Origin of the sequence: Dietzia sp. oral taxon 368 (assembly GCF_002999155.1) — a bacterium.
Taxonomy (GTDB): domain Bacteria; phylum Actinomycetota; class Actinomycetes; order Mycobacteriales; family Mycobacteriaceae; genus Dietzia; species Dietzia cinnamea.
In genome coordinates this window covers 2,089,744-2,104,114 of the sequence record NZ_CP027238.1, presented here as the reverse complement: position 1 = coordinate 2,104,114, position 14,371 = coordinate 2,089,744, and the positions used below count along the sequence as shown (strand labels likewise).

At 69.7% G+C, this 14,371-nt stretch carries 11 protein-coding genes and 4 tRNA genes; 4 read left to right on the top strand and 11 right to left on the bottom strand.

The window, feature by feature from the left end:
* Window positions 1-264: 264 nt before the first annotated feature.
* Window positions 265-1,548, bottom strand: a complete 1,284-nt coding sequence (gene murA / locus C3V38_RS09880) for a UDP-N-acetylglucosamine 1-carboxyvinyltransferase (RefSeq protein ID WP_106385701.1) — start codon at window positions 1,546-1,548, stop codon at window positions 265-267.
* Window positions 1,549-1,619: 71 nt separating this feature from the next.
* Between murA and C3V38_RS09875 the strand changes: the two genes are divergently transcribed.
* Window positions 1,620-2,192 (top strand): cob(I)yrinic acid a,c-diamide adenosyltransferase, encoded by a 573-nt coding sequence (locus C3V38_RS09875; protein WP_061228984.1) that lies wholly within the window; start codon window positions 1,620-1,622, stop codon window positions 2,190-2,192.
* Between the two features lie 15 nt (window positions 2,193-2,207).
* On the opposite strand, the gene C3V38_RS09870 is transcribed toward C3V38_RS09875, so the two are convergent.
* The 7 genes from C3V38_RS09870 to C3V38_RS09840 all read right to left on the bottom strand — a co-directional run bounded on the left by C3V38_RS09870 (window position 2,208) and on the right by C3V38_RS09840 (window position 9,160).
* A complete protein-coding gene (locus C3V38_RS09870; protein ID WP_106385700.1) occupies window positions 2,208-3,092 on the bottom strand; it encodes a LuxR C-terminal-related transcriptional regulator in 885 nt (294 codons plus the stop codon).
* A gap of 205 nt (window positions 3,093-3,297) precedes the next feature.
* Window positions 3,298-4,512 (bottom strand): GTP-binding protein, encoded by a 1,215-nt coding sequence (locus C3V38_RS09865; RefSeq protein WP_106385699.1) that lies wholly within the window; start codon window positions 4,510-4,512, stop codon window positions 3,298-3,300.
* Window positions 4,500-5,285: an enoyl-CoA hydratase gene (locus C3V38_RS09860; RefSeq protein ID WP_061228987.1), complete on the bottom strand. Its 786-nt coding sequence runs from the start codon at window positions 5,283-5,285 to the stop codon at window positions 4,500-4,502. The genes C3V38_RS09865 and C3V38_RS09860 overlap by 13 nt, the downstream gene beginning before the upstream one ends.
* Before the next feature lie 74 nt (window positions 5,286-5,359).
* Window positions 5,360-8,599 (bottom strand): arabinosyltransferase domain-containing protein, encoded by a 3,240-nt coding sequence (locus tag C3V38_RS09855; RefSeq protein ID WP_106385698.1) that lies wholly within the window; start codon window positions 8,597-8,599, stop codon window positions 5,360-5,362.
* 83 nt (window positions 8,600-8,682) lie between these two features.
* Window positions 8,683-8,759, bottom strand: a tRNA-Phe gene (locus C3V38_RS09850).
* 47 nt (window positions 8,760-8,806) lie between these two features.
* Window positions 8,807-8,883 (bottom strand) — tRNA-Asp (locus C3V38_RS09845).
* Window positions 8,884-9,087: 204 nt separating this feature from the next.
* Window positions 9,088-9,160 (bottom strand) — tRNA-Glu (locus C3V38_RS09840).
* 103 nt (window positions 9,161-9,263) lie between these two features.
* Here C3V38_RS09840 and C3V38_RS09835 point away from each other — a divergent pair.
* The 3 genes from C3V38_RS09835 to phoU all read left to right on the top strand — a co-directional run bounded on the left by C3V38_RS09835 (window position 9,264) and on the right by phoU (window position 11,450).
* Window positions 9,264-9,339: transfer RNA gene (locus tag C3V38_RS09835), tRNA-Lys, on the top strand.
* A 70-nt stretch (window positions 9,340-9,409) separates the two neighbouring features.
* Window positions 9,410-10,588 (top strand): tRNA dihydrouridine synthase DusB, encoded by a 1,179-nt coding sequence (dusB, locus tag C3V38_RS09830; protein ID WP_106385697.1) that lies wholly within the window; start codon window positions 9,410-9,412, stop codon window positions 10,586-10,588.
* A gap of 79 nt (window positions 10,589-10,667) precedes the next feature.
* The gene (gene phoU / locus C3V38_RS09825; RefSeq protein WP_061228989.1) at window positions 10,668-11,450 is read left to right on the top strand and encodes a phosphate signaling complex protein PhoU; all 783 of its coding nucleotides are present in this window, start codon (window positions 10,668-10,670) and stop codon (window positions 11,448-11,450) included.
* Window positions 11,451-11,584: 134 nt separating this feature from the next.
* Here phoU and pstB read toward each other — a convergent pair whose 3' ends face one another.
* Genes pstB through pstC form a run of 3 tightly spaced genes read right to left on the bottom strand, consistent with a single transcriptional unit; the run spans window position 11,585 to window position 14,334 of the window.
* A complete protein-coding gene (gene pstB / locus C3V38_RS09820) occupies window positions 11,585-12,361 on the bottom strand; it encodes a phosphate ABC transporter ATP-binding protein PstB (RefSeq protein WP_061228990.1) in 777 nt (258 codons plus the stop codon).
* A 9-nt stretch (window positions 12,362-12,370) separates the two neighbouring features.
* Window positions 12,371-13,285, bottom strand: a complete 915-nt coding sequence (gene pstA / locus C3V38_RS09815; RefSeq protein ID WP_061228991.1) for a phosphate ABC transporter permease PstA — start codon at window positions 13,283-13,285, stop codon at window positions 12,371-12,373.
* A complete protein-coding gene (gene pstC, locus C3V38_RS09810; RefSeq protein WP_106385696.1) occupies window positions 13,285-14,334 on the bottom strand; it encodes a phosphate ABC transporter permease subunit PstC in 1,050 nt (349 codons plus the stop codon). The genes pstA and pstC overlap by 1 nt, the downstream gene beginning before the upstream one ends.
* Window positions 14,335-14,371 lie beyond the last annotated feature (37 nt).

The window sequence follows — 14,371 nt, the reverse complement described above, 5'->3', positions numbered from 1 at the left end:
TCGAGGCAACTCCTCCAGAGTAAGTCACCAACCCACCCCAGTCAAACCGGGTGAGCCGCTCTCCTACTCCAGCTCGCCACCTGCTCGCTGGACCCTCGCCTCTCGGCTCCGGCCCCGCTCCCTAGCGGCTCCGATAAAGTTACACGGGCCGCAACGAAAGTACTAATCGCCTGGTCAAGACGCCTTTCCGATCGTCCACACCCAGAACCGGCCCGCCCCAGGGCCGAAACCCCGAGCCGGCAGCCCCACGGCCCGCGACCACCGTCACCGGTGGGTGGGTACCCGCTCGATGTCGCCGCCGAGCGAGCGGACGTTGCCCACGAAGTCGGAATACCCACGGTCGATGTGGAAGATCTCGCATACCTCGGTCACGTCGTCAGCGCACATCCCCGCGAGGACGAGTCCCGCGCCGGCGCGGATGTCGCTGGCCCACACGGTCGCCGAGTCCAGGCGCTCCCTCCCGACGATCTTCGCGTGGTGACCGTCGGTCTCCGCGTCAACCCCCATACGCACCATCTCCTCGACGAAGCGGAAGCGGGCCTCGAAGAGATTCTCGGTGACCACCGAGACGCCCTCGGAGACCGAGGCGAGGGCGATCGCCATCGGTTGGAGGTCGGTCGGGAAACCGGGGAACGGCAGGGTCCGGATGTCCCGTGCGCGGGGTCGGGCCTCCTGGCGGACGCGGATGTGATCGGGTCCGGTCTCGACATCGGCGCCGACGGCGCGGAGGTTCTCGAGCACCACGTGGATGAACATCGGGTCGATTCCGGTGACGGTGACGTCGCCCCGGGTCATGACGGCGCCCATCGCCCAGGTGGCGGCGACGATCCTGTCGCCGATCACTCTGTGGCTGACGGGGTGCAGTTCGTTGACGCCCTGGATGGTGATGGTGCTGGTGCCCGCCCCGCTGATCCGGGCGCCCATCTCGTTGAGCAGGTCGCAGATGTCGACGATCTCCGGCTCTCGGGCGGCGTTCTTCAGGACCGAGGTGCCCTGTGCCAGCACCGCCGCGGTCACGAACGTCTCGGTCGCGCCGACGGAGGGGAAGCTCAGTTCGTAGCTCGCGCCCCTGAGCTCGGTGGCCTCGGCGACCAGGCGACCGTGGTCCATCCTGGTGCGGGCGCCGAGACGATTCAGCCCGTTCTGGTGCCAGTTGAGGGGTCGGCTCCCGATCGCATCGCCGCCCGGCATCGCGATCACCGCCCGGTGATGGCGTCCGACGAGTGGGCCCAGGATGCAGACCGAGGCGCGGAGCCGCTGGGCCGCCTTGTCGTCGGCGATGTGCCCCGGCTCGGCAGGCGTGTCGATCACCACGGTGTCGCCGGAGATCTCGACCGTGCACCCGAGGTGCCTCAGCACATCGGCCATCGCCGGCACATCGGAGATCGAGGGACAGTTGGTCAGGGTCGTCCGGCCCTCGGCCATCAGCGCGACCGCCATCAACTTGAGGACACTGTTCTTGGCCCCCGCGACGGAGATCTCTCCGGACAGTCGGGTGCCGCCTCTGACGAGGAAGCTCTCCTCGCGGGACGTGGGATTACCGCTCACGGGTCCACCCTAGGCGAGACCGCCGATTCGTCCGCCGACCGCGGGGCCCGCGGCCACGTAGGTTGACTGCCATGGCTGTTCATCTGACGAAGATATATACCCGCACCGGCGACGACGGATCGACCGGACTGTCCGACTTCTCCCGGGTGAGCAAGAACGACCCGCGGCTCGTGGCGTACGCGGACTGCGATGAGGCCAACGCCGCGATCGGCGTGGCCCTGACCGTCGGCGGCCTCGACGACCGGGTCGCGGCGGTCCTCCGGGCGGTGCAGAACGACCTCTTCGACGCGGGAGCCGATCTGGCGACTCCCGCGGCCGAGAATCCCAAGTACCCACCGCTGCGGATCGAGCAGTCCTACATCGACCGGCTCGAGGGGTGGATCGACGAGTTCAACGCCAACCTGCAGGATCTCACGTCGTTCATCCTCCCCGGCGGAACCCCCGGCGGCGCGTACCTGCACGTCGCGCGCACCGTGGCACGCCGTGCGGAGCGGGCAGCGTGGGCGGCCGTCGAGGCACACCCGGAGACGACGTCCGTCCTGCCCGCCAAGTACCTCAACAGACTGTCGGATCTGCTGTTCGTGCTGGGCCGTGTCGCGAACCCCGAGGGCGATGTCCTGTGGGTGCCCGGCGGCGAGCGCTGACGGAGGCCGCGCGGCTCAGGGCAGCGCGCCCATGCGCCGCGCGGCGTTGACCGCCTCGAAGCGGGTGTGCGCGTCGAGCTTGCGCATCACCGATCGCAGGTAGCTCTTGACGGTCTCGGCACCGATGCCCATGTCGGCGGCGGTCTCGATGTTCGTCTTTCCCTGGGCGACACACGCCAGCACGTCGAGCTCGCGGCGGGAGAGGCGCGCGGTGGGCATCTCGGGCGGCGGTGAGACCATCTCCGCGCAGATCCGTTCGAGCTCCGCGCGGACGTCGGGGTCCTCGGTGCGTGAGGCGAGCATCCGCAGGCGGGCGTGGGTCTCGCGCATCCGCTCGTTGGACAGCACGTCGTCCCAGCGGCCCTCACCGGAGCCGGGACCGACCGGGGCCGAACCGCGCGCCGCCAGCGCGTCGTTCACGGCGATCTCCTGCTCGAGGGCGCGCGCGGTGACGGCCATCTGGTTGAGGACCTTCTCGCCGAACCGCACCGACGAGTGCACGCCGGCGTAGATGACGGCGCGCACGTCCTTGCCCACCACCACCGGGATCGCGGCCATGGACCGCAGGCCCTCGGAGAGCACCGGGAGGTCGTACTCGTGGGTGATGACGCCCGCGCGCGGGTAGTCGGCCACGCCGACCGGCTTGCCGGTGGCCATGACCTTCCCGCCCACACCGGCGCCGTAGTGGACCTTCAGGTCCTTCATCGCCGAGGTGCGCATCCCGAGCGATTCGGACAGCACGAGCGTGTGTCCCTCGCCGACCACTCCCCCGATCGTCACGGGGATCCCGGTCGCCTCACGCAGGGCCGCGATGGCGCTGCGCACCGAGGCGAGGTCACGCTTGCGCCGCTGGGCATCGCCCGCTGCGCTCGGGCCGCGGCCCGGATTCTCCTCGTCCACGAGGTCTCCTCCCTCGTTCGGTGCAGCACCCCCACCGCGGTCGGTGCAGCACCCCCACCGCGGTCGGTGGGGCCCCTGTCGGTGCGACACTTCGCCGTCGTCAGCGCCACTATACGCACGTGGACGGGGTGATGCCGAACAGGAACATGAGACGACCGTCAGGTCGACGGGGGTAGTGCGCCGGGCGTTCCCACGCGGAAGACACTCAGGGAGTGAAGGCTGGATCGAATGCCTCGGGATCCTCGGGATCGGCGAGCATCGCCGCGGTCCCGGTGAGGGGTGCCGCGCGCTGTTCGTCGTAGATCCACTCCTCCACGTCACTGGAGTCCGGGTCACCGATCAGGTACGGGTGCAGGCCCAGGCCGGCGGCGGGGTCGACGTGCTCACCGGGCGTCAGAACGGCCTCATCGAGGAAGCGCGTCACCTCGTCGTCGTCCATCCCCACGCCGATCACCACCAGGCCGTCGGGTCCGGATCCCCCGGCGCGCAGCTCCAACCGGCGGCCCACCAGGGCCACCTCGTGGCGTCGCGGGCCGTCCGCGTCCGCCAGGGTCAGCGTGCCCTTGGCTCGGTAGGCGCCGGTCGGCGGCGCGGAGACCGCGGCGAGGAACCGGCGCGGGTGGAGGTGGCCGGCGGGCGCGACGGTGACGGCCGTGTAGCCGTCGTGGAGGTGGGAGTGGTCGTGCGCGTCGCCGCCCGGCGCGTGTCCCCCGTCCGGCGCGGCGGTCGACGCGGTGCGGGGCGCGGCGGGTTCCAGTCCCAGGAGCAGCCCGGCCGGCACGGCGGCACGCACCGCGGGTAGCACGGCCACGCGCGGGGCGTGGGCGCGGATCGTCGCGCGGAGCTCGCCGAACCGTTCACGGGTGACGAGGTCGCATTTGTTGACGACGACGAGGTCGGCCTCCGCCAGGTGCGCCGCCAGACGCGGGTGGCGCTCCATGGCGTCGTCGAGGCCCTCGGCGTCGACCACCTGGATCATCCCGGCGTGCCGCACGACGTCGCGCGGCACGTCGTGGACCATCCGCGACAGCACCGACGGCTCGGCGAGTCCGCTGGCCTCGATCACGGCCAGGTCCAGACCCATCCCGGGATCGGCCAGCCGACCCAGCGTCCCGGCCAGTTCGCTGGCGTCGACCTCACAGCACACGCAGCCGTTGGCGAGGGAGACCATCGAGTCGACGCGGCCGGCCACGGCGGTGGCGTCGACGTCGATCTCGCCGAAGTCGTTGACGATCGCCGCGATCCGCAGCCCGGGCGCGCCGGAGAGCAGGTGGTTGAGAAGGGTGGTCTTGCCCGCGCCCAGGTAGCCGGTCAGGACCAGTACCGGCAACGGCTCGCCGGGGGCGCGGCGGGCGTCCGTACGCCCGTCACCGCCCCCGGCGAGGTGACCGTGCGCGAGACGGTTGCTCAGCGCTTCCACTCGGGCTTCCGCTTCTCCGCGAACGCGGACATGCCCTCGGACTGGTCCTCGGTGGCGAACAGCGCGTAGAAGGCGTTCTGCTCGGCGAGCAGCCCCTCCTCGAGCGTGGTCTCGAAGGAGCGGTTGACCGCCTGCTTCGCGGCGATCGCGGTGGTCTTGCTCATGGAGGCGATCTTGTCCGCGACCTTGCGGGTCTCCTCCAGCAGGTCGGCGGCGGGCACAACGCGCGCGACCAGGCCGGATCGCTCGGCCTCGTCGGCGTCCATCTGTCGGCCGGTGAGGCACAGGTCCATGGCCTTGGCCTTGCCCACGGCGCGGGTCAGGCGCTGGGAGCCGCCCATGCCCGGGATCACGCCGAGGGTGATCTCCGGCTGGCCGAACTTGGCGTTGTCACCGGCGATGATCATGTCGCACATCATCGCCAGCTCGCAGCCGCCGCCCAGCGCGAAGCCGGAGACGGCGGCGATGATCGGGGTGCGCGCGGCGGTGAGGCGCTTCCAGTCACCGAAGAAGCGCTCGAGGTAGATGCCGGGGTAGGACTTGTCCTTCATCTCCTTGATGTCCGCGCCGGCCGCGAAGGCCTTCTCGGATCCGGTGATGATGATGCAGCCGACGTCGGGGTCCGAGTCCAGGCCCTCGACGGCCTCGACGACCTCCTTCTCCATGGCGCTGGACAGCGCGTTGAGCGCCTTGGGGCGGTTGAGGGTGATGGTCGCGACCCGGTCGGTCTGCTCGACCAGGATGTTCTCGAACTGCTTCTCGGTCACGGACATGCGCGTCTCCACTCTGTGTCTGCCTACGATTAGTTGGAAGTCCTTGTAAAAACTCCGGGTCCGATGCTAGCCGGTCAGCGCGCGAGCGGCCCGCCGTTCCACAGCCCCGACCGTACGGCCTCTCCGTGGTCGACGGTCGCCTCGCGCGCCTCGGGCACGAGCGGTGTGTACCGCACGAGCGATCCCCAGTCCCGGTCCCAGTCGTGCTCGAGGTAGGTGGGCACGGTCTCGCCCTCGAGCAGCAGCTCGATGAAGCCGAGCGGCCCTCCACCGTCCCACGACTGCCATGTGTTGGTGGAGCTCACCGCGAGACCGCGGTCGGGAAGGACGCGGTATTCGGGCAGCTCGTGGATGCCGGCGTACTCATCGAACGGCCGCAGGCACGGCACGTGGAACGCCACGGCCCAGTCGGGCAGGACCGGTCGGGTGTCCCCGACCAGCTCCTGCATCGTCACGAGCTCCGGCATGCGCGGCGGGGTGAATGCGATCCAGCGCGACGGGTCCGGGTCGAGGTCGCGCACGACCAGCCGGATCGCGGTGGTGTCGTCGGGCAGCGTATCCACGGGCACGCGCAGGTTGCGCCACGCCGGGGCCGGGCCGATGTCCAGGGGAAGGACGGAGCCGGCGATCTCGGTGCCACCGCCGGTCGCGTACTCGACGCGCAGGGCGTCCGGGGCGAAGGAGCCGGCCACGGCGATGGTGACGAGCGGGTTCTCGTCCGACCGCGCGGGCAGCGGATACCAGTCGGTGGTCGTCTCGGCGTTGAACTGCGCACCGGTCTGGTGGCTGCCCAGGACGGGCACGCGGGCGGGGTCGAGACCGAACGGCAGGACGGCGTGGCTGCCGTTGATGCCCTCTCCGGCGCGGACACCGCCCTCGGTGCCGGCGGTGGTCGACGTGGTGTCGGAGCTCTCGCCGGTGCCCGGGGTGTCGGTGTCGACGTCCTGCGTCGCCGTGAGGTCGGTGGGGATGCCGTCGGGCTCGAACCGGATCGCCTCGGCCCCGGCCTCGAGCTGGTCACGCGGCTCGCTCATGGGCGCGAGGAGGCCGGCGTTGGCGTCCGGCTCGGCGAGGACGGCGTCGGCGATGCCGCACGGCTTCCCGGACAGTGCGCGCAGGTTCTGGAGACCCACCGAGTAGGCGGGGTACTGGTTGCGGACGGCCGCGGCCATGGAGGCGACGATGATGACGACGACGAGGGCGGCCGCGAGCCCGAGCGGGGCCCGCGAGATCTCGCGGGCGAAGCGACGGAGGGGCCCGCGGTCGCGGTCGGGCCGCTGCGGCCCGGTCGGCGTGAGGAACGGCTCGCGGTAGTGCAGCACCAGCGCGGCGAGGAGAGCCAGCAGCATGAGGCCGACGAACACTGAGGACAGTGTGACCCCGGCGACGGACGGCTGTGCGCCGCCCCACGGGATGCCGTAGATGGAGATGTACCACCAGCCGTTGGTGGAGGTGAAGCTCAGCGCCAGGACGAAGAACACGGCGGCCAGGAACAGCATGCGGTTGCGTAGCGAGCGCGTCGCGGTGGGCAGGACCGCCATGGTCACGAGGGCGGCGAGCGCCGCACCGATGGTCGCGAACGCGCCGAAGTGGTGGGTCCACTTGGTGGGGTTGAGCGCCATGAACGCGATGGAGATCGCCGCCAGGCCCACGATGCGCCGGGCCGGCCCGATCGCCACGCCGGGGACGCGTCCCTTGCGGAACAGTATCGCCGCGCAGGTGATGAGCGAGAGGAACATGGCGAGCACCGCGAACCGCCGCGCGAGCGAGCCGTCCGGGGTGGGGTTCATGAGCCACTCGTAGCGCCACACCTCCTCGAACCAGCGGCCGGTAGGCCCGACGTCGCCGAGCAGAGCCGACGACTGGAGCGTGGTGACCAGCGGCTGGTCCAGGAAGATCAGGTGCAGTACCCCGAGCCCCGCGGCCAGCAGGGGTGCCACGGTCGGGACCCACCCGTCGCGCCGCGCCCGCCGGATGATGAGCAGCAGCAGCGGGCGCGAGGCGGCGATGATGACGGCGATGCAGAACGTGCCCGTCGGCGCCGCGGACAGGGTGAGCCCGCCGATGATGAATCCCGTCGCCGCCGGCAGCAGTCGGCCGGTCGCGAGGGCCCGTTCGAGCGAGACCCAGGTGGCCAGCACGCCGAAGGCGATGATCGGCTCGGGGCGCAGGCCGTTGTTGTAGGTGAGCCAGAACGCGAGGAAGACGGCGGCGGTGCTCCACCGGACGGCGGGCGCTCGACGAGCGGCGATGCCCAGGCGCGGGATGACCTCCCGCGAGAGCAGGATCCACGATCCGATGCCCAGAAGTAGGGCGGGCAGACGGAGCCAGATGCTGCCCAACGACACCGCGCTCATCGCGGTGTAGAGGTAGTACGGCATCCCGAACGGGGCGTAGGGGGCACCGTAGTAGCGGAAGACCTCGGGCATGTAGCCGCTGGAGACCGCCGCGCGCGCCTCGGTGAGGATGTAGCCGTCGTCGGCCGTGTTGGCGCCGATGACGTGCCACACGAGCAGGGTGCCCACGACGAGCACGTCCAGCGGTCGAGGCTTCCACCAGCCCGGCGGGAGGATCCGGCGGGCCAGCCGTCCGTCACGCAGGTCGAGCCGGTGTAGGGCGACCAGCGCGACGATGATGGCGAGGATGCCCACGACGATCGCGATCTGCTTGAGCGCCGTCGCCTGCGTGGTGTAGCGGGAGTCGACCGTGATGTCGACGGACATGCCCTCCGGGGCCGCGCCTTCCAGATCGGTGAAGACGCCCACCACCTGGGGTCGCAGGTCGCGGTCGATGCGGCCACCGACGCCCTGCCCGTCGACGGAGAGTCCGGTGAACTCGGCACCGATCGAACCGGAGTCGGCGATGACGTGGATGCTCGAGCAGCCGCCGGGCGCGGCGACCGCCTCGGTCGGAGCGGAGGCGATGAGGACGTTGCGGCTGCGCACCTCGACGTTCGGGCCGGCCACGGACACCATGAGGCCGCGCGCGCCGGCGTCCTCCCCCGCCTCGCGCGGCGCGGTGGAGACGAGGACGCCGTCCTCGCGGCCCTGCTCGCGCAGCTCGGTCACCGCCGAACACGGGAGTCCCACTTCGATGTCGAGCGGGTAGTACGCCACCAGGGGCGCGGTGACCGGGTCGAGGGTGCCGCCCTCGGGCCAGCTGATACTCGTCGTGGTCTGCGTGACGGGGAGCAGCGGCACGACGATCGCGAGCAGGATGCCGATCAGTCCACTGACAGCGGCGATGATCCCCCACCGAGGTCCCGACTGGGTTCTCTCCGGCACGACAGGGACCTCGCTGGCAGTCGATGGCATGGCGTCCACGCTATAACGAGGGGTCGACGATCCCCGAAACGACGAACGCGCCGGAGGGATAACCCTCCGGCGCGTCATGTCCGTGGTGGCCAGAGTCGGGATCGAACCGACGACCTTCCGCTTTTCAGGCGGACGCTCGTACCAACTGAGCTACCTGGCCATAAGACCACCGGCGCACCCGGTGAAACCGAATGCGCCGGTTGCCTCTGGCGACCCTGACGGGACTTGAACCCGCGACCTCCGCCGTGACAGGGCGGCGCGCTAACCAACTGCGCCACAGGGCCGTGCTCTCCGCACGAGAAAGAACATTAGTGGACGCCGCCGTCGATGCGCAAATCGGGCCCCGGTCCCCCGGTCGTGCGCTGGTCAGCGCCGCGTTCGAAACGGGGCGCCCCCGTTCCCGAGGGGGGCGCGGTGGCGCCATCGTCGCGAGGCACTGAACGCACGAGGTCCCGGCCACCTGCTCGGTGACCGGGACCTCGACTGTGTACCCCCTACGGGATTCGAACCCGCGCTGCCGGCGTGAAAGGCCGGTGTCCTAGGCCGCTAAACGAAGGGGGCCTACGCCACGTCCGGGATCGCCGGTCCGCAGCGCGCTCCAGTGTAGGGCACCGCCCGCCGGGCGGATAAACCAACCGGGAGGCGGGGCGGTATCGTGGCCGTCGCCCCTATAGCTCAGTTGGTAGAGCTACGGACTTTTAATCCGCAGGTCGTCGGTTCGAGCCCGACTGGGGGCACCACCGCGGTCGCCTGGTCGGCTGCTCGTCACCGATTTTGGACGCGTACGCCGACCACTGGGACACTTGATCCATGTCCGCCCCCACCGCCACCGCCTCCCCCGCGCTGCGCATCGGCCCGCTCGAGCTCGCGTCGCCCGTCGTCCTCGCGCCGATGGCCGGGGTCACCAACGTCGCCTTCCGCACCCTGTGCCGCGAGATCGAGCGGGAGCAGCAGGGATCGGTGTCGGGACTGTACGTGTGCGAGATGGTCACCGCCCGTACGCTGGTCGAGCGGCAGCCCGCGACCTTGCACATGGCGACGTTCGCGTCCGACGAGTCGCCCCGCAGTCTGCAGCTGTACACGGTCGACGCGGAGTACACGTACGCGGCGGCCAGGATGATCGTCGACGAGAACCTCGCCGACCACATCGACATCAACTTCGGATGCCCGGTCCCCAAGGTCACCCGGCGCGGCGGCGGATCCGCGATCCCCTACAAGCGCCGCCTGTTCCGGTCGATCGTGGCGGCGGCGGTGAGGGCCACCGAGGGCACCGAGATCCCCGTGACGGTCAAGATGCGCGTCGGGATCGACGACGAGCACCACACTCACCTCGACGCCGGTCGGATCGCCGTGGAGGAGGGCGCCAAGGCGGTGGCGCTCCATGCGCGGACCGCAGCCCAGCGGTATTCGGGGGAGGCGGACTGGTCGCAGATCTCGCGACTGGTCGAGCACGTCGGCGCGGTATCGGACGTGCCGGTTCTCGGTAACGGCGACATCTTCTCCGCCGAGGACGCGGTGCGGATGCGCGAGCAGACCGGGTGCGCGGGCGTGGTGATCGGCCGCGGTTGTCTCGGCCGTCCGTGGCTGTTCTCCGAGCTGGCCGCCCGCCTCGCGGGCCGCGAGGCGCCGACCCCGCCCACTCTCGGAGAGGTCGCCCGGATCATGTACCGCCACGGCGAACTCCTCGCCGAGCACCACGGCGAGGACAAGGGCATGCGGGACATCCGCAAGCACGTCGCCTGGTACCTGCGCGGGTTCCCCGCCGGGTCGGAGAAGCGGGTGGCCCTGTCCGCCGTCCGCACCCTGAACGATCTCGCCGCGATGCTGGCCGACCTGCCGACTGACGAGCCGTTCCCCGCGGACGGCTACGGACCGCGTGGGCGGCAGGGCTCGCCGTCGAAGGTCCTGCTGCCCGAAGGGTGGCTGGACGACCCCGAGGACGACGCGGTGGCGCTCGCCGGCGCGGACGCCGAGAACTCCGGGGGCTGACCCCCGGGGTGACCCCGAGTTCACCGGGCGTTCACCGTGAGCGGAGATCACCGCGCTGACATGGGCGTATGCTGGCGGTATGCGTCTTGTCTACTCCGAAGAACTCGCGGATCTGGCCACCTCCATGGCCCGGATGTGCTCCCTCGCGACCGATGACATGGAGTTGGCCACCCACGCTCTGCTCCAGGTCGACCTCGTCGCCGCGGAGAAGGTCCTACAGTCGTCGTCGGAGATGTCGCGGCTGGCGACCGAGAACGAGGAGCGCGGTTTCGCGCTGCTCGCCCTCCAGGCCCCGGTAGCGCGTGACCTCCGCCAGGTGGTCACGTCGATACAGCTGGTGCAGGACCTGGTCCGGATGGGCACCCTGGCGGGCCACGTCGCCAAGATCGTCCGCCGGCGCCATCCCGAGCCGGTTCTGCCAGAGCCGGTCAACGGCTACCTAGCGGAGATGGGCCGCGTGGCCGTCGCCCTCGGCCGCTCGGCCACCGAGGTGCTGCTCAACCGGGACCCCGAGCAGGCCGCGACCCTGGCACAGCAGGACGATGCGGTCGACGACCTGCGTCGCCACCTGTTCACCCTGCTCACCGTTCGCGAGTGGAAGTGGGGCGTGGCCTGCGCGGTCGACGTGACCCTGCTGGGCCGGTACTACGAGCGGTTCGCCGACCACGCGGTCGAGGTCGCGCAGCGCGTGATCTTCCTGGCGACCGGCGAGTACGCCACCACCCCCGAGAGCGATCCCGAGGAGCCGTCGCCGTCGAGCGAGGAGCTGGTTCGCCGCTTCAACGAGACGGACCGTGCCTTCAAACAGCGGATGGCGCAGCACGAACCGGATGAGGACGAAGGGTCACCACAGGGGTCCTGACCAGCGGGTGGCGCGCCAAACGCGGCACGCACGATGAAGACCGCCCCGTCCCGGGGTTCCGATCCCGGGGCGGGGCGGTCTCGTGTGTGGCGGGATCCGGCTCGTGCCGCGAGGCGATCCGGGTCGTGGTCGGCTCAGCCGAAGCGGCCCGAGACGTAATCCTCGGTCTGCTTGTTCTCGGGGTTGGAGAAGATGCGCTCGGTGGAGTTGACCTCCACGAGCTGCCCGGGCATTCCGGTGGCCTCGAGGGAGAAGAACGCCGTCTGGTCGGACACACGGGCGGCCTGCTGCATGTTGTGCGTGACGATCACGATGGTGAAGTCGTTCTTGAGCTCGGCGATGAGATCCTCCACCGCCAGGGTCGAGATAGGGTCGAGAGCCGAACAGGGCTCGTCCATGAGCAGTACCTGGGGCTCGATGGCGATCGCGCGGGCGATGCACAGACGCTGCTGCTGACCGCCGGACAGGCCACCGCCCGGCTTGTCGAGACGATCCTTGACCTCGTTCCACAGGTTGGCACCGCGCAGCGACTTCTCGGCGACCTCGTCGAGGGTCTTCTTGTTCTTCACGCCCTGCAGACGCAGACCCGCGACGACGTTCTCCTTGATCGACATCGTGGGGAACGGGTTCGGGCGCTGAAAGACCATCCCGATAGTGCGGCGGACGGCGACCGGGTCGATCTTCTTGTCGTAGATGTCGACTCCGTCGAGCTTGATGGAGCCCTTCACCGAAGCACCGGGGATCTCCTCGTGCATCCGGTTGAGCGAACGCAGCACCGTGGACTTGCCGCAGCCGGAGGGGCCGATGAACGCCGTCACGGAGCGGGGCGGAACATGGAGGTTCACGTCCTTCACGGCGTGGAAGTCGCCGTAGAAGATGTCGACGCTCTCGAGGTCGAGTCGCTTGGCCATATCGGGTCCTTACTTGGTCTTGGGCGCGAGCGCCTTGGCGGCGAACGTGGCGAGCACGTTCGCCAGCCCGATGATGATGATGAGCGTCAGGGCAGCACCCCAGATGCGGTACTGGCCGGCCTCGTTGGGGTTCGAGAGCTGGTTGTAGATCAGCAGCGGCAGCGAGGCCATGTTGCCCTCGAACACGTCGTAGTTGTAGCGGGCCGTGTAGCCCACGAGGATGAGCACCGGCGCCGTCTCGCCCATCACGCGGGCCAGCGCGAGGAAGATGCCCGAGATCATGCCCGACAGCGCGGTCGGGACCACGACGCTGACGATGGTCTTCCACTTGGGCACGCCCAGCGCGTAGGAGGCCTCCCGGAGTTCATCGGGGACCAGCTTGAGCATCTCCTCGGTCGACCGCACGATGAGCGGCAGCATGAGCAGCACCAGCGCCAGAGCCACGGCGAAGGCGCTGAGGTTGAACTTCAGCACCGAGATCCAGACGCCGAAGATGAAGATGGCAGCCACCACGGACGGGACGCCGGCGAGGACGTCCACCATGAACGTCGTGGGCCTGGCGAGCCTGGAGTCGGGGTACTCGACGAGCATGATGCCCGCGGCGACGCCCAGAGGTATCGAGATGACGGCCGCGATCAGCGCCTGTACGAGGCTGCCGTAGATCGCGTGACCGACCCCGCCCGCCATCGAGGACGGCGCGACGAGATTGAACGAGTTGGTCCACCAGTTCACGTTGATGATCGCGGGGAAACCCGAGACGATCACCTTGAACAGCAGGGCGACCAGGGGGATGACGGCCAGCACGAAGCAGACCGTGAACACCACGGTCGCCGCCTTGTCCTTGATCTTCCGGCCACCGGAGATCGGAAGGAATGTGTCGGCCGGCTTGGCCGGTTTGGCGAGGTCGGGGGTTGCCTGGGACATCAGCCGTTGACCTTTCCACCGGACACCGAGCGCGCGATGAGGTTGACGATGAAGGTGAGGATGAAGAGCACGAGGCCGGCCGCGATGTACGCACCGGTCGGCAGCGGGTGGTTGAACTCGGCGCTACCGGACGCGATCTTGGAGGCGAAGGTGAACCCGCCGTCAAACAGCGACAGTGTGCTGGGCGAACTCGCCGCGCGGAGGATGATCAGGACCGCCACCGTCTCTCCGAGCGCGCGACCGAGGGCGAGCATGGAGCCGGCGATCATCCCCGACTTGGCGTAGGGGAAGCAGGTCATCCGGATCTTCTCCCACTTGGTGGCGCCCAGCGCGAGCGCCGCCTCCTGGTGCAGAGAAGGCGTCTGGCGAATGGTCTCGCGGGACATCGAGGTGATGATCGGCAGGATCATGATCGCCAGGACGACGCCGGCGGTGAAGATGGTGCCGCCGCCGGCGATCGTGACGTTGCCGTCGCCGAACAGGAAGAACCAGTTGAGGTTCTCGTTGAGCCACGTGGCGAACGGGACCATCCACGGCCCCAGGACGAGCAGACCCCACATGCCGTAGATGATCGACGGCACGGCGGCCAGCAGGTCGATGAGGGCCGACAGCGTCCGTGAGAGCCGGGGCGGCGCGTACTGCACCAGGAACGTGGCGATCCCGATGGAGACGGGCACCGCCAGCACCAGGGCGAAGACGGAGCTCAGCACCGTGACCTTGAGCAGGTCGAGGATGCCGAACGACATGTTCTCCGGGTCCGTGGTGTTCCACACGGACGACGTGAAGAAGTTGACGTTGTTCTGCATGAGCGACGGCGTCGCCTGCATGACCAGAACGATCCCGATGAGGGCGATGAGCGCGACGATGACCGCGCCCGCGAAAACGGTGAGCCCGCGGAAGATCGCGTCGATCCTCTGGGACGACCCGGCGTCGCGCAGGCCGCTCCCGCCGCCCGTGTCCGCGTCCGACGCCGGGGCGGTGCCGTCGGCGGGCCCGCCGGACGAGGAGTTCTTGCCGGCGTCACGGTCGACGGATTCGTGAACTGTCATGAGACCTTCAGTCGCTCAGGTGGGAAAGGGGTCGGTC